Origin of the sequence: Mycobacterium sp. UNC410CL29Cvi84 (assembly GCF_000686745.1) — a bacterium.
Taxonomy (GTDB): domain Bacteria; phylum Actinomycetota; class Actinomycetes; order Mycobacteriales; family Mycobacteriaceae; genus Mycobacterium; species Mycobacterium mucogenicum_B.
In genome coordinates, this window is record NZ_KK366011.1 from 390,185 (window position 1) to 416,473 (window position 26,289).

At 68.2% G+C, this 26,289-nt stretch carries 23 protein-coding genes; 12 read left to right on the top strand and 11 right to left on the bottom strand.

What is annotated here, in order from left to right:
* Positions 1 to 39 precede the first annotated feature (39 nt).
* Positions 40 to 927, top strand: a complete 888-nt coding sequence (locus BR47_RS31790; protein ID WP_020099306.1) for a hypothetical protein — start codon at positions 40 to 42, stop codon at positions 925 to 927.
* 52 nt (positions 928 to 979) lie between these two features.
* Positions 980 to 1,378, top strand: coding sequence for a (deoxy)nucleoside triphosphate pyrophosphohydrolase (locus tag BR47_RS0129010; RefSeq protein ID WP_231506801.1), 399 nt, complete (start codon positions 980 to 982; stop codon positions 1,376 to 1,378).
* Here the strand turns inward: BR47_RS0129010 and BR47_RS0129015 are convergent.
* On the bottom strand, positions 1,372 to 1,644 hold the full coding sequence (locus tag BR47_RS0129015; protein WP_020099308.1) for a hypothetical protein: 273 nt from the start codon (positions 1,642 to 1,644) through the stop codon (positions 1,372 to 1,374). The genes BR47_RS0129010 and BR47_RS0129015 overlap by 7 nt on opposite strands.
* Positions 1,645 to 1,737: 93 nt before the next feature.
* A complete protein-coding gene (locus tag BR47_RS33410; RefSeq protein ID WP_020099309.1) occupies positions 1,738 to 1,905 on the bottom strand; it encodes a hypothetical protein in 168 nt (55 codons plus the stop codon).
* A 68-nt stretch (positions 1,906 to 1,973) separates the two neighbouring features.
* Between BR47_RS33410 and typA the strand changes: the two genes are divergently transcribed.
* On the top strand, positions 1,974 to 3,878 hold the full coding sequence (gene typA / locus BR47_RS0129025) for a translational GTPase TypA (RefSeq protein ID WP_020099310.1): 1,905 nt from the start codon (positions 1,974 to 1,976) through the stop codon (positions 3,876 to 3,878).
* A gap of 46 nt (positions 3,879 to 3,924) precedes the next feature.
* Here the strand turns inward: typA and BR47_RS31795 are convergent, their stop codons facing one another.
* Positions 3,925 to 4,812 carry a hypothetical protein gene (locus BR47_RS31795; protein ID WP_051635073.1) on the bottom strand — a complete coding sequence of 296 codons (888 nt, stop codon included), beginning with the start codon at positions 4,810 to 4,812 and terminating at the stop codon, positions 3,925 to 3,927.
* A gap of 64 nt (positions 4,813 to 4,876) precedes the next feature.
* Here BR47_RS31795 and BR47_RS0129035 point away from each other — a divergent pair, with 64 nt between their 5' ends.
* Positions 4,877 to 6,799, top strand: coding sequence for an ABC transporter family substrate-binding protein (locus BR47_RS0129035; protein WP_090562620.1), 1,923 nt, complete (start codon positions 4,877 to 4,879; stop codon positions 6,797 to 6,799).
* On the opposite strand, the gene BR47_RS0129040 is transcribed toward BR47_RS0129035, so the two are convergent.
* A complete protein-coding gene (locus BR47_RS0129040; protein ID WP_029121622.1) occupies positions 6,786 to 8,084 on the bottom strand; it encodes a chloride channel protein in 1,299 nt (432 codons plus the stop codon). The genes BR47_RS0129035 and BR47_RS0129040 overlap by 14 nt on opposite strands.
* A 28-nt stretch (positions 8,085 to 8,112) precedes the next feature.
* Between BR47_RS0129040 and mshB the strand changes: the two genes are divergently transcribed.
* Complete coding sequence (mshB, locus tag BR47_RS0129045; RefSeq protein ID WP_029121623.1) at positions 8,113 to 8,991, top strand: N-acetyl-1-D-myo-inositol-2-amino-2-deoxy-alpha-D-glucopyranoside deacetylase; 879 nt, start codon at positions 8,113 to 8,115, stop codon at positions 8,989 to 8,991.
* A gap of 90 nt (positions 8,992 to 9,081) precedes the next feature.
* Positions 9,082 to 9,534, top strand: coding sequence for a hypothetical protein (locus tag BR47_RS0129055; RefSeq protein ID WP_081633287.1), 453 nt, complete (start codon positions 9,082 to 9,084; stop codon positions 9,532 to 9,534).
* 114 nt (positions 9,535 to 9,648) lie between these two features.
* Here the strand turns inward: BR47_RS0129055 and BR47_RS32355 are convergent, their stop codons facing one another.
* Positions 9,649 to 11,034 carry a prolipoprotein diacylglyceryl transferase gene (locus BR47_RS32355; RefSeq protein ID WP_141772207.1) on the bottom strand — a complete coding sequence of 462 codons (1,386 nt, stop codon included), beginning with the start codon at positions 11,032 to 11,034 and terminating at the stop codon, positions 9,649 to 9,651.
* 213 nt (positions 11,035 to 11,247) lie between these two features.
* Between BR47_RS32355 and BR47_RS0129065 the strand changes: the two genes are divergently transcribed.
* Together BR47_RS0129065 and BR47_RS0129070 are read left to right on the top strand one after the other, a co-directional pair.
* Positions 11,248 to 13,827: a bifunctional FO biosynthesis protein CofGH gene (locus BR47_RS0129065; protein WP_029121624.1), complete on the top strand. Its 2,580-nt coding sequence runs from the start codon at positions 11,248 to 11,250 to the stop codon at positions 13,825 to 13,827.
* Between the two features lie 95 nt (positions 13,828 to 13,922).
* Positions 13,923 to 14,384 carry a DUF2231 domain-containing protein gene (locus tag BR47_RS0129070; protein ID WP_029121625.1) on the top strand — a complete coding sequence of 154 codons (462 nt, stop codon included), beginning with the start codon at positions 13,923 to 13,925 and terminating at the stop codon, positions 14,382 to 14,384.
* Positions 14,385 to 14,503: 119 nt separating this feature from the next.
* On the opposite strand, the gene BR47_RS0129075 is transcribed toward BR47_RS0129070, so the two are convergent.
* Both BR47_RS0129075 and BR47_RS0129080 read right to left on the bottom strand, forming a co-directional pair.
* The gene (locus tag BR47_RS0129075; protein ID WP_029121626.1) at positions 14,504 to 16,519 is read right to left on the bottom strand and encodes an NADPH-dependent 2,4-dienoyl-CoA reductase; all 2,016 of its coding nucleotides are present in this window, start codon (positions 16,517 to 16,519) and stop codon (positions 14,504 to 14,506) included.
* Positions 16,516 to 17,082, bottom strand: coding sequence for a PadR family transcriptional regulator (locus BR47_RS0129080; RefSeq protein ID WP_029121627.1), 567 nt, complete (start codon positions 17,080 to 17,082; stop codon positions 16,516 to 16,518). Before BR47_RS0129080 ends, BR47_RS0129075 begins: the two co-directional genes overlap by 4 nt.
* A gap of 257 nt (positions 17,083 to 17,339) precedes the next feature.
* Between BR47_RS0129080 and fdxA the strand changes: the two genes are divergently transcribed.
* From fdxA to BR47_RS0129095, 3 genes are read left to right on the top strand one after another with little or no spacing between them, the layout of a single operon-like run.
* Positions 17,340 to 17,660, top strand: coding sequence for a ferredoxin (gene fdxA / locus BR47_RS0129085; RefSeq protein WP_029121628.1), 321 nt, complete (start codon positions 17,340 to 17,342; stop codon positions 17,658 to 17,660).
* Between the two features lie 2 nt (positions 17,661 to 17,662).
* Positions 17,663 to 18,766 carry a succinyldiaminopimelate transaminase gene (gene dapC / locus BR47_RS0129090; protein WP_036428080.1) on the top strand — a complete coding sequence of 368 codons (1,104 nt, stop codon included), beginning with the start codon at positions 17,663 to 17,665 and terminating at the stop codon, positions 18,764 to 18,766.
* 25 nt (positions 18,767 to 18,791) lie between these two features.
* Positions 18,792 to 19,832 (top strand): TIGR03617 family F420-dependent LLM class oxidoreductase, encoded by a 1,041-nt coding sequence (locus BR47_RS0129095; protein WP_029121630.1) that lies wholly within the window; start codon positions 18,792 to 18,794, stop codon positions 19,830 to 19,832.
* Between the two features lie 8 nt (positions 19,833 to 19,840).
* Here the strand turns inward: BR47_RS0129095 and BR47_RS0129100 are convergent, their stop codons facing one another.
* Positions 19,841 to 20,767: a LysR family transcriptional regulator gene (locus BR47_RS0129100; RefSeq protein WP_029121631.1), complete on the bottom strand. Its 927-nt coding sequence runs from the start codon at positions 20,765 to 20,767 to the stop codon at positions 19,841 to 19,843.
* A 69-nt stretch (positions 20,768 to 20,836) separates the two neighbouring features.
* Between BR47_RS0129100 and BR47_RS0129105 the strand changes: the two genes are divergently transcribed.
* A complete protein-coding gene (locus BR47_RS0129105) occupies positions 20,837 to 24,292 on the top strand; it encodes a bifunctional proline dehydrogenase/L-glutamate gamma-semialdehyde dehydrogenase (protein ID WP_029121632.1) in 3,456 nt (1,151 codons plus the stop codon).
* On the opposite strand, the gene BR47_RS0129110 is transcribed toward BR47_RS0129105, so the two are convergent.
* The 3 genes from BR47_RS0129110 to BR47_RS0129120 all read right to left on the bottom strand — a co-directional run bounded on the left by BR47_RS0129110 (position 24,280) and on the right by BR47_RS0129120 (position 26,268).
* Positions 24,280 to 25,299 carry an isopenicillin N synthase family dioxygenase gene (locus BR47_RS0129110; protein WP_051128366.1) on the bottom strand — a complete coding sequence of 340 codons (1,020 nt, stop codon included), beginning with the start codon at positions 25,297 to 25,299 and terminating at the stop codon, positions 24,280 to 24,282. The genes BR47_RS0129105 and BR47_RS0129110 overlap by 13 nt on opposite strands.
* Before the next feature lie 83 nt (positions 25,300 to 25,382).
* Positions 25,383 to 25,619, bottom strand: a complete 237-nt coding sequence (locus tag BR47_RS31805) for a hypothetical protein (protein ID WP_138158331.1) — start codon at positions 25,617 to 25,619, stop codon at positions 25,383 to 25,385.
* A gap of 106 nt (positions 25,620 to 25,725) precedes the next feature.
* Positions 25,726 to 26,268 carry an NUDIX domain-containing protein gene (locus tag BR47_RS0129120; protein ID WP_029121633.1) on the bottom strand — a complete coding sequence of 181 codons (543 nt, stop codon included), beginning with the start codon at positions 26,266 to 26,268 and terminating at the stop codon, positions 25,726 to 25,728.
* Positions 26,269 to 26,289 lie beyond the last annotated feature (21 nt).

Below are 26,289 nucleotides of genomic sequence, written 5' to 3' on the forward strand. Positions count from 1 at the left end.
GTCGGCATTTCTGTCGGTGCCGACTTCCAAAGTGGCGGTATGGACGAGCCTTTCCGCGGATCGGATGCGCTGCGCGCCGGCGTGCTCACCGAACATCGACTCCGCAACTACTTCCGTCCGGTGTTTCGCGATGTGTATGTCGCCAACGACACGGTGATGACCGCTGCGCTCAAGGCGCGGGCCGCGTGGCTGGCAGTCGGACCCGACGTGGTCCTGGCCGGTGTCTCCGCGGCGGCGGTGCATCGCGCCGAATGGCTTGACCCAGACCTTCCTGCCGTCGTCGTGCGCAACGATCGACACTGCCCATCGGGCATGGTCGTCCATTCGTATGACCTTGCGCCGCAAGAAGTTTGCACGGTACGCGGCATGCTTGTCACGACACCGGCGCGTACTGCCTTCGATCTAGGCCGGCTGTTGCCGGCGCCGGAAGCGGTTCCGATTCTCGATGCACTGATCCGATCGACGGTGTTGGAGACATCGGAGGTCTGGGATATTGCGGCTGCCCATCCCGGCCTGCGTGGCGTCCGACGGCTGGGAGGCACGGTCGGTCTTGCCGACGGCGGCGCCGAGACTGCGCTTCAGTCGCGCGTCCGCACGCTGTTGGCGAAAGCAAATCTGCCGCCCCTGGAAACCCAAATTCTGGTGGGTGACGAGCTCGGGCCGGTGTTCACCCGAGCTCACATGGGATGGCGACAGTGGCAGGTGGTCGTCCAGTGCGATGAGGATCTCGACTGGACCTTGGAACGACGATCGTGGCAGTTCGAGTACACGGAGAACCTGGAACGAATCGGGTGGCGCAATGTGTGGGTGACCGCAGCAATGATGCGCGACCCACGGATGGTGGCGTGGCGCGTCAACGATGCGGTTCGAATCGCGCGCCGTCGACTTCCGCTGAATCGCGGCGCCGAACGTGGCGCTAGGTGGTGACGACACGCGGATGGTTGGCGCGGTAGTCCACACACTCGACGTAGCAAGCCGGGTGGCAAGTAGGTTCAGAGCCGTGATCGTCGTCGCCGGAGCCCTCATCGCCGACGCCAGACTGCTGGTCGCTCAGCGCAATCGGCCGCCGGAACTTGCCGGCCTCTGGGAGCTGCCGGGTGGGAAGGTCGCGCCGGGGGAGACCGACGCGCAGGCGCTGGTCCGTGAACTCCACGAGGAGCTGGGCGTCACCGTGGCCGTCGGGGAGAAGCTGGGCGAGGACGTGCCGTTGTCCGACACCGTCACATTGCGGGCGTATCGGGTGTCGACCGACGACGCGCCCCACGCCCACGATCACCACGCCGTGCGCTGGGTGGGCGCAGCCGACCTGGAAGACCTGCCCTGGGTGCCGGCGGACCGCGCCTGGCTCGCGGAGCTGAAGGACGCGCTGACTCAGTAGTGCAGCTTGTCGCCGACGACGCGCGTCGACGCCATCGCCGTGCCGTGCTGCGCGGTGTACAGCGGGTGCAGCAGCGCGGGGTACTTGCAATGCGGGCAGTCGGTCTTCGGCTTGTTCACCGTGGAGAACGCCAAATGGTGACACGCAGCACACCTCACCACGAAGAATCCGCCCGCCCAATTGGCCAATCCGGCGAATATCGCGGCTGTTGCGCCGAGCGCCAGCACGAACCCGATGACTCCGGTCAACACTTCGTAGATGGTCATGACGGCGACCTCCTCGCGCTGGTTTCCCCGAACTGACGAGACGTTTCCACGGTACTCGCGAAACCGGCATCGAGGCAGGTCAATACCTATATCTCAAGCCTTGCGGGCGCGCTTGTAAACCTTCTCGAGATCCTTGCCGTGAACCCCGTGGTGCGCCGCCTTCTGGACCTTGTGCAACACCAGCGGACACCGCTTGCACCGGGGCTTGCTGCGGCAGCACTTCTTCTTCGGTTTAGCCCCGGCGAGCTTGCTGGCCTTCATCGATTAGCAGTTTTGCCAGGCCGTTCGCGGTTTCGCAAACCGACCCCCTCGCTGCGACAATCTTGGGCGTGAGTGAGCAGGCCAGTGCCGGATTCAGAAATGTCGCCATCGTCGCACACGTCGACCACGGCAAGACGACCCTCGTCGACGCCATGCTGCGGCAGTCCGGAGCCCTGGACCGGGGTGACGACTCCACCGAACGCATCATGGACTCGGGTGACCTGGAGAAGGAAAAGGGCATCACGATCCTGGCCAAGAACACCGCGGTGCACCGGCACAACGCCGACGGCACCGTGACGGTCATCAACGTGATCGACACCCCCGGCCACGCCGACTTCGGTGGTGAGGTCGAGCGCGGTCTGTCGATGGTCGACGGTGTCGTGCTGCTGGTCGACGCCTCCGAGGGCCCGCTGCCGCAGACCCGCTTCGTGCTGCGCAAGGCACTGGCCGCGCACCTGCCCGTCATCCTCGTGGTGAACAAGACCGACCGGCCTGACGCCCGTATCGCCGAGGTCGTCGAGGAGAGCCACGACCTGCTGCTCGACGTCGCCTCCGACCTGGACGAAGAAGCCCAGGCCGCGGCCGAGAAGGCCCTGGACCTGCCGACCCTGTACGCCTCGGGTCGCGCCGGCGTGGCCTCGACCGTCCAGCCCGCCAACGGCGAGGTGCCCGACAGCGAGAACCTGGACCCGCTGTTCGACGTGCTGCTCGAGCACATCCCGGCGCCCAAGGGCAACCCGGACGCCCCGCTGCAGGCCCTGGTCACCAACCTCGACGCGTCGGCCTTCCTCGGCCGTCTGGCGCTCGTCCGGATTTACAACGGCAAGCTCAAGAAGGGCCAGCAGGTGGCCTGGATGCGTGAGGTCGACGGCGCGCCCGTCATCACCACCGGCAAGATCACCGAGCTGCTCGTCACCGTCGGCGTCGAGCGCACCCCGACCACCGAAGCCGTCGCCGGCGACATCGTCGCTGTCGCGGGTATGCCGGAGATCATGATCGGCGACACCCTCGCCGACCCCGATCACGCGCACGCCCTGCCGCGTATCACCGTCGACGAGCCGGCCATCTCGGTGACCATCGGCACCAACAGCTCGCCGCTGGCCGGCAAGGTCTCCGGTCACAAGCTGACGGCGCGAATGGTCAAGTCCCGCTTGGATTCCGAGCTCATCGGTAACGTCTCGATCCGCGTTGTCGACATCGGCCGCCCGGACGCCTGGGAGGTCCAGGGCCGTGGTGAGCTGGCGCTGGCCGTGCTCGTCGAGCAGATGCGCCGCGAAGGCTTCGAGATGACCGTCGGCAAGCCGCAGGTGGTCACCCGGCAGATCGACGGCAAGTTGCACGAGCCGTTCGAAGCCATGACCATCGACTGTCCCGACGAGTTCGTCGGCGCCATCACCCAGCTGATGGCCGCCCGCAAGGGCCGCATGGAAGAGATGACGAACCACGCCGCCGGCTGGGTCCGCATGGACTTCATCGTGCCGTCGCGTGGCCTGATCGGCTTCCGCACCGACTTCCTGACCCTGACACGCGGCACCGGCATCGCCAACGCCGTGTTCGACGGCTACCGCCCGTGGGCCGGCGAGATCCGCGCCCGCCACACCGGTTCGCTGGTCTCCGACCGCAGCGGCTCGGTGACCCCGTTCGCGATGATCCAGCTGGCCGACCGTGGTCAGTTCTTCGTCGAGCCGGGCCAGGACACCTACGAGGGCCAGGTCGTGGGCATCAACCCGCGTGCCGAGGACCTCGACATCAACGTCACCCGCGAGAAGAAGCTGACGAACATGCGCAGCTCGACCGCCGACGTCATGGAGACGCTGGCGCGCCCGCTGGAGCTCGGCCTGGAGCAGGCCATGGAGTTCTGCGCCGAGGACGAGTGCGTCGAGGTCACGCCCGAGGTCGTGCGCGTGCGCAAGGTCGAGCTGACCGCCAGCCTGCGCGCTCGCGCCAAGGCCCGCGAGAAGGCCCGCAACTAACGATCCAAGCCGAAAGGCCGGTTGGCGCACGCGTTTTCGCGGAGTGCTAGTCCCCCGCAAGCGGGTGGTGCCCCCAGGCCTTTTTCTGGTTTTGGTCCAGCCAGGCGACGCCATCCTCGGCCGCCTTGATCAGCGCGCCGCGCTCACCGAAGTACGTCGACACCGCGCCGACCCACGGCAGCGCGCTCAAGCGCTGCCACCACTTCGTCGGCTGTGGCCGCTTGGCGATCTCGTCGAACGTCGCGCGCAGGATGCCGGCCAGCTGCCAGACGGTCTTGACGACAACGACCGGCAGCGACGACGTGATGGCCTCCAGGGGCTTCCAGCCGTCCGGTGGGGTTTCGGGAAGCGGGTCCGGTTCCGGCGGCTGCGGCACATCGAAGTCAGCGGGTAGCTGCCGCCCGCACAACACCGCGGCCAGCAGCCGCACCTGCTCACGCCGATCGGTGACGCCGTATTCGCGGGCCACCGCGCACAACACGATGGCGTCGTTGATGAACCCGGCCAACTCGCTCACCGGCAGCACGCGGGCCAGCCAACCGAAGGCGCCCGGTGTGGCCACCAGCAGTGTGTTCAGCGCACCGACGCGGTGCACCCACCAATGGATGCGCTCGTCGCGGCTCAGCCGCTCCCACGCGGCGGTGCCGGGCAGGTCGGCGGCGTTCAGCAGATGGGCGCCCGCGTTCAACGCGCGGTCCGTGGTGCTGGGGCTGCGACCGGCCTCGGCGCGACGGTGCCCCACCCGCAGCCGACGGACCAGGTCACCCACCCCGCGCGGCGGACGCAGCAGGCGGTGGGTGCGCTTACGCAGCCCGATCGGGTCGGCTTGTGACAGCACATTGAGCAAGGGGTTGATGACGGCGACGGCGCGGCTCAGCGCGTCGGCGACGTCGGCGTCGGACAGTGGGGTGTACGGCTTCGGCAGTAGGCCCATACCGGAGATTGTGGACCACATCAGGGGCGAGCGGAGCGACGGGGATTTGCATCGGTGGCCTCGGATGGTGGTTCGGGCTCACGGTGCCGATACCCTGACTCTCGTGCCGACCGCCCGCCGCCAGCTGATGACGACAGGCGCACTGGTGTCGGTTCTGGCGCTCGCGGGCTGCACCGTCAGCCCGCCGCCGGCGCCGCGCAGCACCGAGACGACCAAGACCGTCGTCCCGCCGCCACCGAAGATGAGCCAGATCATCATGGCCATCGACTGGATCGGCCCCGGGTTCAACCCGCATCTGCAGTCCGACCAGTCGCCGGTCAACGCGGCCATCTCGGCGCTGGTCCTGCCGAGCTCGTTCCGGCCCATCGCCGATCCGGCGGCGCCGTCGGGCTCGCGCTGGGAGCTGGACCCGTCGTTGCTGTTGTCGGCCGACGTGACCAATCAGAACCCGTTCACCGTCACGTACAAGATCCGTCCCGAGGCGCAGTGGACCGACAACGCGCCGATCGCCGCCGACGACTACTGGTACCAGTGGCGCCAGATGGTCAGTCAGCCCGGCGTCGTCGACCCGGCCGGCTACGACCTGGTGACCGGTGTCCAGTCGGTCGACGGCGGTAAGACGGCCGTGGTGACGTTCGCCAAGCCCTACCCGGCCTGGCGGGAGTTGTTCAACAACATCCTGCCGGCGCACATCGTCAAGGACGTGCCGGGCGGTTTCGGTGCGGGCCTCGCGCGGGCCATGCCGGTGACCGGCGGTCAGTTCCGCGTCGAGAGCATCGACCCGCAGCGCGACGAAATCCTGCTGGCGCGCAACGACCGGTACTGGAGCGTGCCGTCGGTTCCCGACCAGGTGCTGTTCCGGCGCGGGGGATCGCCTGCGGCCCTTGCTGATTCGATCCGCAACCGGGACACCCAGGTGGCCCAGGTGCACGGTGGGCAGGCGACGTTCGCGCAACTCGCGGCGATCCCGGGCGTGCGGACCGCACGCATCGTCACCCCGCGGGTCATGCAGCTGACGCTGCGCGCGCAGCGTCCCGCGCTGACCGACGTCCAGGTCCGCAAGGCACTGCTGGGCCTCCTCGACGTCGGCCTGCTGGCCGCCGTCGGCGCGGGCAGCGACAACACCGTGACGCTGGCGCAGGCGCAGATCCGGACACCGTCGGACCCGGGCTACGTGCCGACGGCGCCACCGGCCCTGGACCGCAACGCCGCGATGGACCTGTTGGTGCGTGCCGGGTACAACATCGAGCCCGACGTCGCGCCACCGTCGCCGCCCGGCATGCCACCGCCACCGGGCCACGATCGGCTGGTCAAGGACGGTAAGCCGCTGGGGCTGGCGATCGGCGTCGCCGCCAACGACCCGACGTCGGTCGCGGTGGCCAACACCGCCGCTGACCAACTGCGCAGCGTCGGCATCGAGGCCACCGTGCTGGCCATGGATCCCGTGGCCCTGTACGCCGACGGTCTGGAGCGCGTCGACGCGATCGTCGGCTGGCGCCATGCCGGCGGCGACCTGGCGACCGTGCTGGCGTCGCGCTACGGCTGCCCGGGATTGGACGCGACGGCCGTGTCCACCGCGACGCCGCCGGCATCGACCCAGCAGCCGACTCAGCAGCCGACGTCGACGTCGACCTCGAAAACCGCGGTGCCGCAGCCGTCGACACCGACGGTGACGTCGACGGCGCCGACCCTCCCGCTGCCCAAGCCGCTCGGCGGAGATCAGCTGGTGCAGGCGCCCAGTAACTTGACGGGCATCTGCGACCACGCGATCCAGCCGCGGATCGATGCGGCGCTGGCCGGCACCGAGAAGATCGGTGACGTGCTGAACGAGTTGGAGCCCAAGCTCTGGGCGATGGAGACGGTGCTGCCGATCCTGCAGGACACCACAATTGTCGCGGCCGGGCCGACGGTGCAGAACGTCAGCCTCACCGGCGCCGTCCCGGTCGGGATCGTGGGCGACGCCGGCAAGTGGGTCAAGGTCCCCTGAGCGGTTCGTGAGCCGGCGCCGCAGTAGCGGCCGCCCGCTTGGCTGACTGTTCCCGCAGCAGCCGGATGCCGTGCGACGAGTACGCGGCCACCGCGAAGACCAGCAGCAGCCAGATCGGCGGATGCGCCAGTTCCCAGACGAACAACGCCGCGAACGCCGGCGCGCGCTGCGTGATGGCGAGGACGCCCGCCGCACATGTCAGGGCCACCGCGGGTACGTGCAGGTGCGTATCGGCCAGGCCGTTGAGCGCGAACGTCGCGACGGTGCCCGCGGCCGCGCCGGTGGCCAGCGCAGGGGTGATCAGGCCGCCGACGGCGCCGACCCGCAGATACAGCGCGGTGAGCAATGGCTTGAGTATCAGGAGTACCGCGGCGGCGGCGAGGCTCAGTTGCGCGTCGACGCTGACGATCAGCACGCTGCGGCCGTTGCCGGGCAGCTCGGGCCGGTAGATCGAGCAGATGCCGGTCACCAGCCCGGCCAGGGCGACGCCCGGGATGAGCACCCAGGACGTCAGCTGTGGCTTGGGCCCAGCGACTGCCATCAGCTTGTTGAAGACCAGGCCGATCACCACCGCAAGCGGTGCGATGGCCAGCGCCAGCATGGCGAATTGGTACGACAGTGCCGGATCCGGCCAGATGAGATCGCGCTCGAAATGCGTGACGGGGTGCGACACCGCGACCGCCAGGCTCGACGTGATGAGCGCCGTGCCGATGACCTTGGGATGCCAGGTGCCCATCATGACGCGCGCCGCGAAGAACGCCCCGCCCAGCGGCACGCTGTACACCGCGCCCAGGCCGGCGCCCGCGGCGCACGACAGCAGAATCTCGCGGTCGCGGGCCGTCAACGTCCCGAGCGTCGACGACGTGAGCCGCCCGAGCCACGTCGTCCCGTAGCTGCTGAGCACCGCGGCCAATTGGCGCGGCGCCGTCTCCCGGCCGAGCGAGGCACCCGTGCCGACGGCCAGTGCCTGCAGCGCCGCGTCGGCCGCCATCGGTAGATGCTGCATCGGCTTCGTGCCGGCGATGGTCGCCGACAACGACGGAGTCCCGCTGCGGCGCCGCAGGATCCACCAGCCGAGCCCCGCGAGCGCCCCGCCGATCGCCGGTGCCAGCGCGCGCCGAACCGGCGAACTGGCGCCGATGCCGTCGAGCAGGAGGCCGTACGAATAGTGGTAGGCGAGATGTTCGACGGCGTGCAGCAGTGAGACCGTCAGTGCCCCGGCGACTCCGGCGAGCAGGCCGGTGAGCAGCACCGCACTGCCGAACTCCAGTGCACGTCGCGTCACCCGGTGAATGTATGCCAGCCTGGGGGATATGGAGACCCCACGGCTGCTGTTCGTCCATGCCCATCCGGATGACGAGACACTGACTACCGGAGCGACCATCGCGCACTACGCGGCCCGCGGCGCCGACGTACGGGTGCTCACGTGCACCCTGGGCGAAGAGGGTGAGGTCATCGGTTCGCAGTGGGCGCAGCTGGCGGTCGACGGAGCCGACCAGCTCGGTGGCTACCGCATCGGCGAATTGACCTCGGCGCTGCGGGAATTGGGCGTCGACCGGCCGCGGTATCTGGGCGGCGCCGGGCGTTGGCGCGACTCCGGCATGGAAGGCAGCCCGGCACGGCACCGCCAGCGGTTCGCCGACGCCGACATGGACGAGGCCGTCGCCGAACTGGTGGCGGTGCTGCGGGACTTCCGCCCGCACGTCGTCGTCACCTACGACCCCAACGGCGGGTACGGGCATCCCGACCACATCCAGGCGCACCGGGTGACGACGGCCGCGGTCGCCGCGTCGGCGGGCGACGGTCATCCGGGCGAGCCGTGGCAGGTCCCGAAGTTCTACTGGACCGTGATGGACGGCGAGTCGATGGCCGAAGCCCTCGAATCGCTCAACGGCATCGAGCTGCCCGAGAGCTGGGTGCGGATCCCGGCCACCGCGCTGCCCTTCGACCTCGGCCACCGCATCGACGCCATCATCGACGCGCAGGACAGCCTGCCGGCCAAGGTCGCCGCCATGCGCGCCCATGAGACGCAGGTGACGGTCGAGCCGACCGGCCGGGTCTTTGCCCTGTCCAACAACATCGCGCTGCCGATCAGCGCCGTCGAGCACTACGTGTTGGTCGACGGCAAGCCAGGCGAGCGTGACGACCGTGGTGTGGAAACTGACCTACTCAGCGGGATAAACCTGGCGTGACACCGGGAAGCGGGGGAGTAGGGTAGCCGCCATGGACTCGGATCTGGACCCCAACTTGCAGCACCTGCAGGGCCTCGGCGACAACTATCAGTGGGTCGTCGGTTCGCTGGTTTCGCTGCTCGACAGCATCCCGACCTGACGTCTGTCCCGGTGCGCGCCGACTCCGGTCGGGCGCGTTCGTTGATGCTCGGTGTGCTGGCGCTCGACGGCGTCTTGTCCGCCATTGCCGGCGCACTGTTCCTGCCGCTCTATCTCGGCCCCGTGCCGTTCCCGATCAGTGGCCTGCTCAGTGGTCTCGTTAACGCGGCCCTGGTCTGGGCCGGCCTGCAGTGGACGTCCCGTCCGCGCCTGGCCGCGCTCCCGATGTGGGCCTGGTTGTCGACGGTCGTGCTTCTGCTGCTCGGTGGGCCCGGCGATGACGTGGTGTTCGGCGGCCGCGGAATCATGCAGGCCTCACCGTTGATCTTCTTGCTGCTCGGTGCGACGCCGCCCGGCGTGGTGTTGTGGCGAAATGCCCAGCGGCGCGCCGCATTGCCGGATTAGCGCCCGGGCTCTCTGCACAACTCGCGTCCGGAGTCGTCAACTTTCCTTGACGTCAAGGAAAGTTGACGACTCCTGGTCGACTGTGTGACCAGAGACGGCTGACCCGGCCCGGGTTCAGCTCTTGGCCGCGTGGCTTGCCGAACCGGCGCTCTGGCCGCCGGCCGCGCCCTGCGACTGGCCGGCGCCCTTGTCGCCCTTGGCCTTGCCGCTTGCGGCCTTGTCGCCCTTGCCGGGCTTCGTCGTTCCGGTGGTGCCGGTCGGGTGATCCGTGGCGGCGTTGGTGTTCGTGGCCTCGGTCTTTTCGCCCGCCTTCTTGCCGGGCTTCTTGACGGGCTTGGGTGCCTTGACCTCGTCCTGCGGCTTGGCCGGCCCTTCGGAGTCGCCGGTTGCCGGAGTGCCCGACTTGGGCTCGTCGGTTTTCGGCTCGGTCTTGGGCTCGGTCGTCGGGTCGGCCTTGGGGTCGGTCTTGGGCTCGGTCTTCGGGTCGGCGGCTTTCGGATCCGCCTTCGGGTCCGCCTTGGGCTCGGCCTGTGGGTCGGTCGGCTGCTGCCCGGCTTCGGTGCCCGTGGTCTGCGTGCTCTTGTCGTCGGACTTGGCCTTGTCGTCCGCCTTCGTCGGCGTCACAGCCGGCGTCTCGGCAGTCTTCTCGGCGGTCTTGTCCGCAGGGTTGTCAGCGGCCTTGTCGGCCGGGGTCTGCGCGGCGGTCGGCGCGAGCTTGCTCGCCGGGTCGGTCTCCGCGGCGACCTTGTCGGCGGCGACCTTGGCGGGCATCAGACCGGCGGCCAGGCTGGTCAGCGTGGTCTGGACCGTCTTGGCGATCGACTCGAGCGTCGTCTGTGTGGCGGCCAGCGATCCGATGGGCGGCAGCGGCGGAATCGGCGGGATGAGCCACCCGAAGAAGTAGTTGAACTCCGCGATACCGAAGTTGATGACGTCGTTGACCGAGTAACGGATGGCGTTACCGATGCCGTTGACCCACACACCCAGGTTGAGCGGATTGTTCACGATCGGCACGACCGCCTGGTAGAAGATGTTGTCCGAGACCGGCCGGATCAGCGTCCAGTAGAAGATGTCGGTCTGGGCGGCGACCGTGCCCGCGAACGGCACGAACCAGTTCAGCCAGTAGAGAACGTCGGTGGCGTAGTCGACGCCCCAGTCCACCCAGGCCTGAATGCCGGTGTACGCGTTGGTCAGCCAGTCACTGGCCGCGTTCGTCGGGGTGACGACCGGCCCGGCTGCCGACGGTGCGGCCGCCAACGGGTTCGGCCCGACCTTGGGGACGACGCCCGCGGCAGGCAGCTTGGGCGGTGCCGGCGGCGTCATGTTGCTCGCCGCGGCCAGCAGCTTGACCATGGCCTCGGTCAGATGCGGTTGGGCTGTGGTCGGGTGGGCCGGGACCGCGACGTCGGCGGGAACCACCTGGATGGGGGTCAGTGCGAGAGCTGTGGCGGTCGCAGCGGCGGCGCCCGCCATCACATACGAGCGGACAGAAACGGACACCATGACTCCTTGAACTGATCGCGTCCCGACCCACTGAACTTACGCGCTCGTCACCAAATTCGGCTAATAGTCTGGGCGTTTGCTGTGGGTGTCGAGGCATGGGGCGCGCGCCGCGCCGACGAGCTGGCGCTACTGTGGCCGGTATGCCAGGCGCAGTGGTTTCAGAATGTGAGACGCGCGGATGAACGTCGACTTCATCGGGGTTACACGGAAGTGGCTCTGAACCCCCAGAACGGCGCAGACCTGCCTCTTCCCGTGGTCCCACCGCTCGCCGCCCCCGCATCGTCGTCCGCCTTACGTCGCGTGCTGCGCCGCGCTCGTGACGGTGTGGCGCTGAATGTGGACGAGGCTGCGATCGCGATGACGGCCCGCGGCGACGATCTCGTGGATCTCTGTGCGAGTGCCGCCCGGGTGCGTGACGCTGGGCTGGAAGCGGCGGGACGGCGCGGCGCGACCGGCCGGTTGCCGGTGTCGTATTCGCGCAAGGTGTTCATCCCCGTCACTCATCTGTGCCGCGACACCTGCCATTACTGCACGTTCGTGACGGTGCCGGGCAAGCTGCGCGCCCAGGGCATGGGCATGTACATGGAGCCCGACGAGATTCTCGACGTGGCTCGCCGCGGCGCCGAGTTGGGATGCCAGGAGGCCCTTTTCACTCTCGGTGACCGTCCGGAAGACCGCTGGGACGAGGCCAAGCAGTGGCTCGACGAGCGCGGCTATGACTCCACGCTCGACTACGTGCGGGCCATGGCCATCCGTGTCCTCGAGGAAACGGGTCTGCTGCCGCACCTGAATCCCGGTGTCATGAGCTGGTCGGAACTGTCTCGGCTCAAGCCGGTGGCGCCGTCGATGGGCATGATGCTCGAGACGACGTCGCGGCGGTTGTTCGAGACCAAGGGCCTGGCGCACTACGGCAGCCCCGACAAGGACCCGGCGGTGCGGCTGCGCACGCTGGATGACGCGGGCCGGCTGTCGATCCCGTTCACCACGGGCCTGCTGGTCGGTATCGGTGAGACGCTCACCGAACGGGCCGAGACCATGCATGCGATTCGCAAGTCGCACAAGGAATTCGGGCACGTGCAGGAAGTGATCGTGCAGAACTTCCGGGCCAAGGACCACACGGCCATGGCGGCCACCCCCGATGCCGGGATCGATGATTTCCTGGCCACCATCGCGGTGACCCGCCTGGTGCTGGGCCCCAAGATGCGGATTCAGGCGCCGCCGAACCTGGTGTCCCGCGAGGAATGCCTGGCGCTGATCGGCGCCGGCGTGGACGACTGGGGCGGCGTGTCGCCGCTGACGCCCGATCACGTCAACCCGGAACGCCCGTGGCCGGCGCTGGACGATCTGGCCGAGGTGACTGCTGAAGCGGGTTATGACCTGGTGCAGCGGTTGACGGCGCAGCCGTCGTACGTGCAGGCCGGGGCGGCGTGGATCGACCCGCGCGTGCGCGGGCATGTCGATGCGCTGGCCGACCCGGAGACGGGTTGGGCGCGTGAGGTGAACCCCGTCGGCCTGCCGTGGCAGGAACCCGACGAGGCGTCAGAGTCGTTGGGCCGCACCGATCTGCACACCGCGATCGACACCGAGGGCCGGCTGACCGAGACGCGCAGCGACCTCGGTAGCGCGTTCGGTGACTGGGAGTCCATCCGGGAGAAGGTCTCCGAGCTGGCGGCCCGTGCCCCGGAGCGCATCGATACCGATGTGCTGGCGGCGTTGCGGTCGGCCGAGCGCGACCCGGGCGGTTGCTCCGACGACGAGTACCTGGCACTGGCCACCGCTGACGGTCCGGCGCTGGATGCCGTTGCAGCGCTGGCGGATTCGCTGCGGCGGGATGTCGTGGGTGATGACGTCACGTTCGTGGTGAACCGGAACATCAACTTCACCAACATCTGCTACACGGGCTGCCGGTTCTGCGCGTTCGCGCAGCGCAAGGGTGACGCCGACGCCTACTCGCTGTCGACCGACGAGGTCGCCGACCGGGCCTGGGAGGCGCATGTCGCCGGGGCCACCGAGGTGTGCATGCAGGGCGGCATCGATCCGGAGTTGCCGGTGACCGGGTACGCCGATCTGGTGCGGGCGGTGAAGAAGCGGGTGCCGTCGATGCACGTGCATGCCTTCTCGCCCATGGAGATTGCCAACGGTGTCACGCGCAGCGGGTTGTCGGTGCGGGAGTGGCTGACCTCGCTGCGGGAAGCCGGCCTGGACACCATCCCGGGCACCGCCGCCGAGATTCTCGACGACGAGGTCCGCTGGGTGCTGACCAAGGGCAAGCTGCCGACCGCCGAGTGGATAAATGTGGTGACCACGGCGCACGAGGTGGGGCTGCGGTCGTCGTCGACGATGATGTACGGGCATGTGGACACCCCGAAGCATTGGGTGGGGCACCTCAACGTGCTGCGCGGAATCCAGGACCGCACAGGCGGTTTCACCGAGTTCGTGCCGCTGCCGTTCGTGCACCAGTCCTCGCCGCTGTATCTGGCCGGTGGGGCGCGGCCGGGGCCGACGCACCGTGACAACCGTGCGGTGCACGCGCTGGCGCGGATCATGTTGCACGGCCGGATTCCGAGTATCCAGACCTCGTGGGTCAAGCTCGGTGTGGAGCGCACGCAGGTGATGCTTCAGGGCGGTGCCAATGATCTCGGTGGCACGTTGATGGAGGAGACGATCTCCCGCATGGCCGGTTCGGAGAACGGGTCGGCCAAGACCGTCGCCGAGCTGGTCGCCATCGCCGAAGGCATCGGCCGCCCGGCCCGCCAACGCAGCACCGACTACTCGCCACTGGCTGCCTAGCTTCTCCCGCGAGCGGCCGTGTCTGTACGGGCTTTCGCGGTGTGTCGCGTGCACTTTGCGCGCGCTCGCGGGCTGCGAGTGTCACGCTGTGATGCGTGAACACGATCGGTGACCTGCCCGCGCATCCGTTGCTTGTCCACGCGATCGTCGTCCTGACACCGCTGACGGCGGTCCTGACGATCATGTGTGCCGTGTGGACGGCTGCTCGGGAGCGGCTGGTGTGGCTGACGCTGGCGCTGTCCGTGGTGACGGTCATTCTGACGCCGTTCGCCATCGAGGCCGGTGAGGCGCTGATTCATCAGCTGCCCAAGAATCCGGTCCTGCGTGAGCACGCCGAACTCGGCGATACCGCAATCTTTTTCGTCATCGGCCTGCTCGTGGTGTCGCTGGCCGTGGCTTTTCTGCACCGCTGGGGAGCGCGACTCGGGAGCAAAGAGACGCTGGCCCGCATCGTGGTGGCGGTGCTGGCCGTGGTCGTCGGCCTGGCCTCGATCTATCAGATCGTGCGGATCGGGCACACCGGTGCCCGCGCGGTCTGGGGCGACTTCAGCCTGTAGCTCGGGCCAGGCAGTGGCGGCCTTTTCCGCCGAGCGTGGCGCTTGCCGGTGACGACACACCGCACGGAGCGCGGCAACGCCCATGCTCGACGTAGGACCGCGACCCGCGCAGTGACTGACTAGAGCTTGGCCGCCAGCTCGGTCCCCTGACGGATGGCCCGCTTGGCGTCCAGCTCGGCTGCCACGGCAGCGCCGCCGATGACGTGCGGCTCGATGCCGGCCGCGCGCAGCCCCACTTCGAGATCTCGGACCGACTCCTGGCCGGCGCAGATCACCACGTTGTCGACCTCGAGGACGCGGGCTCCGGACCGGTCCGGACCGAAACTGATGTGCAGGCCGGCGTCGTCGATCTTCTCGTAGTTCACCCCGGAAAGCTGCTGCACGCCTTTGGCTTTGACCGACGCGCGGTGCACCCAGCCGCTGGTCTTGCCGAGCCCGCGTCCTTGGGCGCCCTTGGTGCGCTGCAGCAGGTAGACCTCGCGGGCCGGGGGCAGCGGGATCGGCGTGGCCAACCCGCCGCGGGAGTCGCCGCCGTCGGCGATGCCCCACTCGGCACGCCATTCCTTGAGGTTCAGGGTGGGGGATTCGTCGACCGTGAGGAATTCGCTGACGTCGAAACCGATGCCGCCGGCGCCGATCACGGCGACTCGCTTGCCGACTGCCGCTCCCGTCAGGGCTTCCGCGTACGACAGCACCATCGGATGGTCGATGCCCGGGATCGCGGGCATGCGCGGTGCGACGCCGGTGGCGAGCACGACGTCGTCGTAGCCGGCGAGCTCGTCGGCGGACGCCCGGGTGTTCAGCCGGACATCCACACGGTGCTTGGCGAGCATCGTGGTGTAGTACCGGAGGGTCTCGTTGAACTCTTCCTTGCCGGGAATCCTTCGGGCCAAATCGAATTGGCCACCGATGTGGTCGCCGGCCTCGAACAGCGTCACGTCGTGTCCACGCTGGGCGGCGGTGACGGCGGCCGCCAGGCCTGCGGGTCCGGCGCCGACCACCGCGACCCGCTTCGTCACCCGGGTCTTGCCCAGCACCAACGTGGTTTCGTGCCCGGCCCGCGGGTTCAACAGGCACGACACCGTCTTGTGCACGAACGCGTGATCCAGGCAGGCCTGGTTGCAGGCGATGCAGGTGTTGATCTCGTCGGCGGCGTCGTGCTGCGCTTTGCGGACCCAGTCCGGGTCGCTCAGCAGCGGCCGCGCCATCGAGATCAGTTGCACCGCACCGTCGGCCAGGATCTGCTCGGCGGACTGGGGCATGTTGATGCGGTTTGACGCCACCACGGGGATGGTGACGTGCTGCGCCACCGCGTTGCTGATGTCCGCGAACGCGCTGTTGGGTACCGACGTGACGATGGTCGGCACCCGCGCTTCGTGCCAACCGATGCCGGTGTTGATGATCGTCGCCCCAGCGGCTTCGATTTCAGTTGCCAGCGTGAGGATTTCCTCCCACGTCTGGCCGTCTTCGACGTAGTCGGCCATGGACAGCCGGTAGCAGATGATGAAGTCGTGGCCGACGGCCTCGCGCGTGCGGCGGACGATCTCGACCGGGAAGCGGCGGCGCCTCTCGGGTGTGCCGCCCCAGGCGTCGGTGCGTTTGTTGGTGCGCGGCGCCAGGAACTGGTTCAGCAGATAGCCTTCGCTGCCCATGATCTCGACGCCGTCGTACCCGGCTTCGCGGGCCAGCAGTGCGCATTTCACGAAGTCGTTGATGGTGCCCTTGACGTCGCGCAGAGCCCGCGGCCGGAAGGGGTTGATCGGGGCCTTGATCGACGACGCGCTGACCGAAAGCGGATGGTACGCATAACGTCCCGCGTGCAATACCTGCAGCAGGATCTTGCCGCCTTCGGCATGCACCGCGCCCGTGATTCGGCGGTGCCGGCGGGCGTCGCTCGATGACAGCATCTCGGCGGCGAACGGCAGCAGCCAACCGGTGCGGTTGGGCGCGTATCCGCCGGTGATGATCAGACCGACCCGACCGCGGGCCCGCTCGGCGAAGTACTCGGCCAGCTTGCCGGTGTCGCGGGCGCGGTCCTCGAGGCCGGTGTGCATCGAGCCCATGATCACCCGATTGCGCAGCGTGGTGAAGCCAAGGTCCAACGGCGACAACAGGTTCGGATAGGGGTTGGTCATGGTGTTCCTTCTAGGGCGAGCAGAATTTCGTCCAACCAGTCCACCGATCCCTGCTCGGCGCGGATACCGCCGCGCAGCACCAGGTATTGGTGCAGCGCGCTGCCGGTGAGCGCGGAAGGGTCGGGGAACTGACGTTTTTCATAGCCGCGGTAGGTGTCGAGCAGCGTGGCGCGTTCGGCGCGCAGCGCGCGAATCTGCTCGCGCAGGGCGGCGGTGCTGTCCACGGATCCGTAGGTCGCGCCGCGCAGCTTCACCGCGAGTTCGCGGGTGCGGGCGTCGGTCACGGAACTGCCGCGGCCGGTGAGCGGTTCGGCGATCCAGCGTTCGAGTTCGGCCCGGCCGGCGGCGGTCACCGAATAGACCTTCTTGTCCGGCCGGCCGTGCTGCGCGACGACCTCGACACTGACCCAGCCGTCGGCGCCCATGGTGCGCAGCGTCTTGTAGATCTGCTGGTGGGTGGCGGCCCAGAAGTAGCCGATCGAGCGGTCGAATCGGTTGGCCAGTTCGTAACCCGAACCGGCTTGTTCGCACAACGCCACGAGGATGGCGTGGGGGAGGGCCACGGCACGAGCTTAGGTGCTACCGGCGGTCCTATGCAACAAATTGCAAAGGCGAAAATGACACGCGTAAAAAGCTGTGTCGGGAACTAGTCGGACGGTATGTGCAACGTCTAGTATCAGTAACCACGCGCCACCCTTCCCGGGCGGCGCGTAAAGTTAGGTGACACTGAGCCAGACGCTTCGGTACGGGCGCACCATACTGACGTCTGCTCGTTGTATTCCTGACGAGCCAGCAGCCCACTGGAACAGGAGAACCACCGGTGACGTACGTCATTGCCGAACCCTGCGTCGACGTCAAAGACAAGGCATGTATCGAAGAATGCCCGGTCGATTGCATCTACGAGGGTGCACGCATGCTGTACATCCACCCCGATGAGTGCGTGGACTGCGGCGCGTGCGAGCCCGTCTGCCCCGTCGAGGCCATCTACTACGAGGACGACGTCCCCGATCAGTGGAGCGGGTACACCCAGAACAACGCCGACTTCTTCGCCGAGCTCGGCTCGCCGGGTGGTGCGTCGAAGGTCGGCCAGACCGACAACGACCCGCAGGCGGTCAAGGATCTCGCGCCGCAGGGCGAGTGACCCTGTCCGCTAGAGCCAAGGTCTCGGCCGCTCTGCCGGTGTTCCCCTGGGACACCCTGGCGGAGGCGACCGCGACCGCTCGTGCCCATCCGGACGGCATCGTCGATCTGTCCGTCGGCACGCCGGTGGATCCGGTGGCCGACGTCATCCGGGAGGCGCTGGCCGCTGCCAGTGCCTCACCGGGCTACCCGACGACGGCCGGTACGCCTGCCCTGCGCGCATCGGCGGTGGCTGCCCTGCAGCGTCGCTATGGCATCACGGGACTGCCGGAGCAGGCGGTGCTGCCGGTCATCGGCACCAAAGAGGTCATCGCCTGGCTGCCGACACTGCTCGGGTTGGGGGCCGCCGACACCGTCGTGGTGCCCGAGCTCGCCTACCCGACCTATGACGTCGGCGCCCGGCTGGCCGGTGCGCAGGTGCTGCGGGCCGATTCGCTGACCCAGATCGGGCCCCAGGCGCCCGCGCTGGTGTACCTGAACTCGCCCAGCAACCCGACCGGCAAGGTGCTCGGCGTCGACCACCTGCGCAAGGTTGTCGGCTGGGCGCGCGAGCGCGGCGTCGTCATCGCGTCCGACGAGTGCTACCTCGGCCTGTCGTGGGACGCTCAGCCGCTGTCGGTGCTGCACCCCGACGTCTGCGACGGTGACCACACCGGTCTGCTGGCCGTCCACTCACTCTCCAAGACCTCCTCGCTGGCCGGCTACCGCGCCGGCTTCGTCGCCGGTGACCCGGAACTGGTCGCGGAACTGCTGGCGGTGCGCAAGCACGCCGGGATGATCGTCCCGACGCCCGTGCAGTCCGCGATGGTCGCCGCCCTCGACGACGACGAGCACGAACGCGTCCAGCGCGACCGGTACGCCAAGCGCCGCGACGCGCTGCTGGCGGCGGTCCGGGGCGCCGGCTTCACCGTCGAGCACTCCGAGGCCGGCCTGTATCTATGGGCCACCCGTGGTGAGTCCGGCCGCGCGACGCTCGCCTGGCTGGCCGAACGCGGCATCCTCGTCGCCCCTGGCGAGTTCTACGGCCCGGCCGGCGAGCAGTTCGTCCGCATCGCACTCACCGCGACAGACGAACGCATCGCCGCCGCGGTCTCGCGATTGGCTTAGTTCCTTCCCGCTACTGTCCTCGGGCATGCAGGTATTCGCTGCCTTGTCGCCTGAGCTGCCCCTGACACAGGTGCCGGCCTGCGTGCGCCGCGTCGAGCGGCTCGGGTTCGACGGATTGCACATCGCTGAGACGACGCACGATTCACTCGCCGTGGCACTGCTGGCCGCCGAACACACCGAGCGGCTGACCATCCGCACGGCCGTCACTCTGGCTTTCGTCCGCAGCCCCATGCTGACCGCCTACGCGGCCTGGGACCTTCAGACGTTCTCGAACGGGCGATTCGAATTGGGTCTCGGCACCCAGATTCGGCAGAACATCGAAGACCGATTCGGTATGCCGTGGAGCGAACCGTGCGCACGGATGGGCGAGTACCTCGGCGCCCTGACCGCGATATTCGAAGCGTTCCGCACCGGCGAGTCGGTGCACCATGAAGGCGATGTCTATCGCATCACGCGCCTGCAGCCATACTTCAACCCGGGGCCGAACAACCTTGCGCCGCCGCGCATCTGGCTGGGTGCGGTGAACGCCGGGATGTGCGAACTGGCCGGCGGGAAGGCCGACGGCGTCGTCACACACTCGACCAATTCCGATCCGGAATATCTGAGAGATGTTGTGCGCCCGGCACTTCAGCGCGGCGCGCAGGCCGCCGGCCGGTCCGCGATCCCGGAGCTCGTGGCGTCGACCGCGGTGGCGACCGGCAGCACCGACCTGCGGGTCGAGCAGGAACGCGAGCGGCAACGCCGGATGCTGGCTTTCCTGCTCTCAACGCCTGCCTACGCGACGACGCTGAAACGACGCGGCTGGCACTCTTTGGCTGATGACCTCCGTGACCTCATCAAGCAACAGCAGTGGGACTGTCTGCCCACAGTGCTCGGCGATGGCGTGCTCGATCAGCTGGTGACGACCGGGCGATACGACCAGTTGCCGGATCTGTTGCGCGCCAAGTACGACGGCATCGCGGACGGGGTTGTGCTGCCGCCGGTCAGTGCTGACGCGAATGAGGATGAGCCGGTGCGGGCCTGTGTCCGGGACCTGCAGACCGGAGCGCACGGTCGCCGCGACTAGGCGGGCGCTCAGTCCACATCAAGCTGCGGCGGCACGGCCGAAGCCAGCGCCGCCCGGCACGCCACGATGGCCGGCGTCTTGCTGATGGCGGTCCGCGTCGCTGTGAACACCACACGCCGACGCGGATCGACGTCGATGACGCGTACCTCCGGACGACGCCGGACGCGCATCAGGTCGGGCAGGATGGCGACCGCATTGCCGTTCTCGATCAGAGCGATCTGGGCTTCGAGGTCGTCGGTCTCGAAGCGGACGTCGGGCTCGAAACCTGCTTTCCGGCAGAGCTGTTCGGCCCAGTGCCGGGAGGCGGTGCCTTCGGGCTCCATCGTCCACGGCAGATCGGCGGCATCCTCGACCGAGGCGATGCGGTCCCACGGATCTCCGCTCGGTGGGACGGCCAGCCGCAGCAGGTCGGTGGTCAGCGGAGCCCGGTGCAGATCGGGATACGCGCGCGCGGCATGCCCCGGATACTCCTCGGCGATCACCAGATCGAACTCGCGCAACCAGGTCTCGTAGAGCGCCTGCTCCGGTTCGCGTTGCGACATCGTCACCCGCAGCCGTGGGTGACGCGTCGCCAATTCCGTCAGCATCTGTGGCATGAAGGCCGAGGCCGCCGATTGGAAGACGGCCAGCCGAACGGTGCCGGACGCCTCGTCGCTCTGCACCGCGACATCGGAGGCGGCCTGCTCGAGCCGCGCCAAGATGACCGCGGTGTGCTCGACGAGCACCTCTGCCGCGGGGGTGAGCCGCAGCCGGCGTCCCACCTTCTCCAACAGCGGCACGCCCACCTCGCGCTCGAGTTGGCTCAGCGCCTGCGATATCGACGACGGGCTTTGGTGCAGCGCCTCGGCGACCTCGGACAACGTCCCGCGCAGGCTCAGCTCGTGCAGCAGACGCAGCCGCCGGGTATCGAGCAGGTCAGCACGCTGATGTTTCATTTTTGTTTAATCTTTTCTGTCAGAAAACATCGCTTTATTTTAAGTGTCTGGCGCGCTCATGATGGGCAGATGACCCAGCTAGGCAGTGACGAAGATCTGCTGACCGATGTCGTGAGCCAGGTCCGGTCCTGGCTCGACGACGCCGCCCGCCTGCCCGTCGCCCCGGCCGGCCGACGATTGGCCGACGTCCTGCGCGATCCACACGGCCTGGATTTCACCGTCGGCTTCGTCGACCGCGTGATCCGGCCCGAAGACCATCGGGTCGCGGCGGCCAACCTCCGGGCCCTCGCGCGTAACGCTCCGGCCTTCCTGCCGCTGCACGAACGGCTGCTGATCAAGCTCGGCGCCCTGGTGTCGGTGATCGCGCCCGGCCTGGTCATCCCGGTCGCCCGGAAGGCGTTGCGCCAGATGGTCGGTCACCTCCTCGTCGACGCGACCGATGCCCGTCTCGGCCGATCCATCGCACGGATCCGCAATCGTGGTGTCGGGCTCAACATCAACCTGCTCGGTGAGGCCGTACTCGGCCAGGCCGAGGCGGCCCGACGGCTGCAGGGCACCGAACGACTGCTCGCCCGTCCCGACGTCGACTACGTGTCGATCAAGGTCTCGGCCACCGTGCCGCCGCACTCGCCGTGGGCGTTCGACGAAGCCGTCGACCACATCGCGCAGAACCTGCTGCCGCTGTTCACCCAGGCGGCGACCGCGCCGACGAAGAAGTTCATCAACCTCGACATGGAGGAGTACCGCGACCTGGAGCTGACCATCGCGGTGTTCACCAAGCTGCTCGACCGGGCCGACCTACTGGACCTCGAAGCCGGGATCGTGCTGCAGGCCTACCTGCCCGATGCGCTGAGCGCGATGATGCGCCTGCAGGATTGGGCCCGCGCGCGCCGCGAGCGGGGTGGCGCGGGTATCAAAGTCCGGTTGGTCAAGGGCGCCAACCTGCCCATGGAACACGTAGAAGCCTCGCTGCACGGCTGGCCCGCGGCGACCCTACCGACCAAACGGGACACCGACACCAATTACAAGCGGGTGCTGGATTACGCACTGCGGCCCGAGCACACCGCAAATGTGCGTATCGGCGTCGCGGGACACAACCTCTTCGACATCGCGTACGCGTGGACGCTCGCGGGGCGTCGCGGCGTCCGGGACCGGGTGGAGTTCGAGATGCTGCTGGGGATGGCAGAGGCACAGGCCGAAGCCGTCCGGCGCACCGTCGGCGGTCTGCTGCTGTACGTACCGGTGGTGCACCCCAAGGACTTTGACGTTGCGATCGCCTACCTCGTACGGCGGCTGGAAGAAGGCGCCAGCCAGGACAACTTCATGTCCGCGGTGTTCGAGCTGCACGACGACCAGTCGCTGTTCCAGCGCGAGAAGGACCGGTTCGTCGCGTCGCTCGCGGATCTCGTGGGGGAGACCGTCATTCCGGTGCCCAACCGTCGTCAGGATCGCCGTACCGATGATCCGCGCGCAGCGCAGTGTCCGGCCGGGGGCTTCGCGAATGTCGCCGACACCGATCCGGCGCTGCCGGGAAATCGGCTGTGGGGGCGGGCGATCACCGAGCGGATCGCCGCGTCGTCGACCGGCGTGGAGCTGGTGGCCGAGTACACCGTGTCGAGTGCGGACGCGCTCGACGGGATCATCGCCGACGCCGTGACCGCGGGTGCGACGTGGGCGGCGCTGACCGGTGCCCAACGGGCGGAAGTCCTTCGGCGTGCGGCGGCGACGCTGCAGGCGGCGCGGGCGGAGTTGCTCGAGGTGATGGCATCCGAGTGCGGCAAGACGCTGGATCAGGGTGATCCGGAGGTTTCCGAGGCCATCGATTTCGCGAACTACTATGCGGCACAAGCAGAACAACTGGACTCCGTCGACGGTGCCGGCGCGGTGCCGGCCGGGTTGACGGTGGTCACGCCGCCATGGAACTTCCCGGTCGCGATCCCCGCCGGATCGGTCCTGGCCGCGCTGGCCGCGGGCAGCCCCGTCGTCATCAAACCGGCCACACAGGCCAGGCGCTGCGGATCCGTTATGGTGCAAGCGCTTTGGGATGCCGGGGTGCCGCGCGACGTGCTGCGGTTGGTGCACCTCGACGAGGGCGAGCTCGGCACCCAGTTGGTGTCCGACCCGAGGGTCGCGCGGCTCATCCTCACCGGTGCATTCGAAACCGCCGAACTGTTCCGCAGCTTCCGGCCCGACCTGCCGCTGCTGGCCGAGACCAGCGGTAAGAACTCCATCATCGTCACCCCGCATGCCGATCTCGATCTCGCGGTGAAAGACCTGGTGTACTCGGCCTTCGGGCATGCCGGCCAGAAGTGTTCGGCAGCGTCGCTCGGCATTCTCGTGGGCTCCGTCGCCCGGTCCGCGCGGTTCCGCGACCAGCTCGTCGACGCCGTCACGTCCCTGAAGGTCGGCTACCCGTCGGACCCGACCGCACAGGTGGGGCCCATCATCGAACCCGCGCACGGCAAACTGCTGCGGGCGCTCACGCAGCTGGCGCCGGGGGAGCAGTGGCTGGTGGAACCCCGCCGGCTCGATGACACCGGCCGGCTCTGGTCGCCGGGAGTCAAGACCGGCGTCCGGCGCGGCTCGGAGTTCCACCTCACCGAGTACTTCGGGCCGGTTCTGGGCCTCATCGCCGCCACCGACCTCGATGAGGCGATCGCCATCCAGAACCAGGTCGACTACGGCCTGACGGCCGGCCTGTACAGCCTGGACCGCGATGAGATCGAACGCTGGCTCGACCGGGTCGAGGCGGGCAACGCCTATGTGAACCGCTCGACCGTCGGGGCGATCGTGCGGCGGCAGCCCTTCGGCGGGTGGAAGAAGTCGGCGGTCGGTGCGGGCGCGAAGGCCGGCGGTCCGAATTACCTTATCGGGCTCAGCGATTGGCGTTCCGCGCCGGCGCGCCAGACGGCCCCGCTGGCACCGCCGGTGCGCGCGATCCTGGACGCCGCACGGACTTTCGCGCTGGATTCCGGGGAACTCGATTTCCTCGAACGGTCCTTCGGATCCGACGCACATGCCTGGGCGACTGAGTTCGGCGTCGCGCGCGATGTCTCCGGCCTGATGGCGGAGAAGAACGTCTTCCGGTACCTGCCCGTGCCGGTCACGGTGCGCGCCGAGGATGCGGATCCGGTAGCCCTGCTGCGCGTGGTCGGGGCGGGCATTCTGGCCGGCTCCCGCGTGACCGTCTCCACCCCGGCGCCGCTCGCTGCGGCGATCGCCGGCACGTTGGCTACCGCAGGCGTCGTCTACCGAGTGGAAGATTCGGTGTCGTGGCGGAAGACGTTGCGCGACAACGCCCCTGGACGGGTTCGCCTACTCGGCGGCAGCCGCGAACAGTTCGCTCACGACAGTGCCGGCGATGTCGGCATCGCGCTCTACGCGGGGCCGGTTGTCGAAGCCGGGCGGATCGAGCTGCTGACGTTCCTGCACGAGCAGGCGATCGCCGTGACGGCGCACCGATTCGGTTCTCCGACGCCGTTGTCCGAGAACCTCTTCGGTGACGCCGTGCCTCAGAGCGCGTAGGCGAGCTTGAACTTGTCGAGCAGATACGGCCCCGACACCACCGGCTCGTAGCGCGGCGGATTGTCGGCCGTCGCGCACGTGGGGATGCACTCGATGACGGCGTCGAAGTTGGGCTGATGGAAGAAAGGCAGGCTGAACCGCTCGCCGCCCGCGCCGTTGCTCACCACGCGGTGCACGGTGCTGACCCAGCGGTCATTGGTCCACCGGGCCAGCAGGTCACCGATGTTGATGACAAACGAGCCGGGGACAATGGGCACATCGATCCATTCGCCGCGATCACCCCGAACCTGTAGCCCGCGCTGGGATTCGTCCTGCAGCAGGATCGTGAGATTGCCCCAGTCGGTGTGCTGGCTCAGCCGGATTTCGCCGGCCGGCCGATTGTCGGCCGGGTAGTAGTTGGCCATCAGGTTGGAGTTGTGGCGGTCGATCGACGCGTCGAACCAGTCCTCACGCAGGCCGAGGGCGAGCGCGAACAGCCGGGAGAGTTCGGTCGCCAGCAATTCCATTTCGGCGTAGTAGCGCTCGTAGGCCGCGCGGAATCCCGGGAGGTCGGGCCACCGCTCGGCGACGGCCACCCGCTCGTCGGTCCAGCCGTGGCCGCCCAGTCCCTCTGGGTTGCCCAGCGGGAAGTGGACGAACTTCTCGACCCGGTCCGGCGCTTGATGTTCGGCCTCGACGTCCGCGCCGTCGTTGGTGGCCGCGAGCTTGCCCGCGCTGCTGAATCCCCGGGCCAGCGGGTCGCCGGGAAGTGCCCGGACCCGGTCCTTTTCGGCCTGCGGCAGCGCGAAGAAGTCGCGCAGGGCGTGATTGACGTCGCTGATGGCCTTGTACGGCACGCCGTGCCCGACCAGGAGCAGGAAGCCACTGGTCTCGCAGCAGCGGCCGATCGCGTCGGCCACCGCCTGGCGCCGGGTCGCGTCGCCGCTGCGGGCGCTGCTGATGTCTATCACGGGGACGAAGCCGTCCTGCAGAACGACGCGGTCGACAATCACTTCTGGTTGGGTCATGCTGTCGACGCTAGAACCTCAACTTAGGTTGAGATCAAGTCCGAAAATTCTTCTCGCGCAACGTCGTCGGTTGGGGAAGCCGATTACTGGCTCTGGTGCACCGTGGTGTCGACCCGTGGCGCCTGCGCGTGCGGCTGGATGTCCTGGAGCCACTGCAGCTGATCGATGCCGTGGTTGTTGTGCGATGCCACAACGGTTTCCGGCAGCGCCTTCTGCGTGTCCTCGGCGAACGACCACACGATCGGAGACACCAGGACTCCGACTCCGAGTGCGCCCGCGAGAACGTAACGGCCCACCGCCTGCCGTCTACTACTACTCATCGTTTTCATGCCGTTGCCTCCTGCTGGGTGCCATGCCCAGATCAACAGGCGCCCGAAACGGCGTCATCCCAGGTGGCGCGATGTTTACCGGAGTTGGCAGGATCGCTTATCGACCCGTATGCAACCGCAACAATGTCCACGCCGCCAACGATTGTGCATCGGTGATCTCGCCGCGGCGGATCATGTCCTCGATCTGCGCAGCGGTGAACCACTCGCTGTGCATGTCCTGCTCTTCGTGCTCGCGTTCGTGCTCACCTTCGGTGATGCCGGTCGCGAGGTAGGCCCAGCCGCGTTGGCTGCACATTCCGGGGGCGACGTCGAGCTGGCCCAGCACCTGCCACGTCTCGGCGCGCAGTCCCGTCTCCTCGCGGAGTTCCTGCGCGGCCAGATCAGCGGGCGCGGGCTCGTCCCCAGCCAAGGTGCCCGGCGCGGTGCCCTGCACAAATTCCCAGCGCCGCAACCCGATTGGATAGCGGAACTGTTCCACCATGCGGTACCGGTCGCCGTCGCGGGCGATCACCAGCGCGTATGTGGGTTTGTCCACCACCCCGTAGATGCCGGTGGTGCCGTCGGGGCGGCGGATGTCGTCTTCGCGCACCGACATCCAGGCGTTGCGATAGACCTCACGGGAGCCGACGCGTTCGATCACAACTCCAGTATCGCGGAGTGC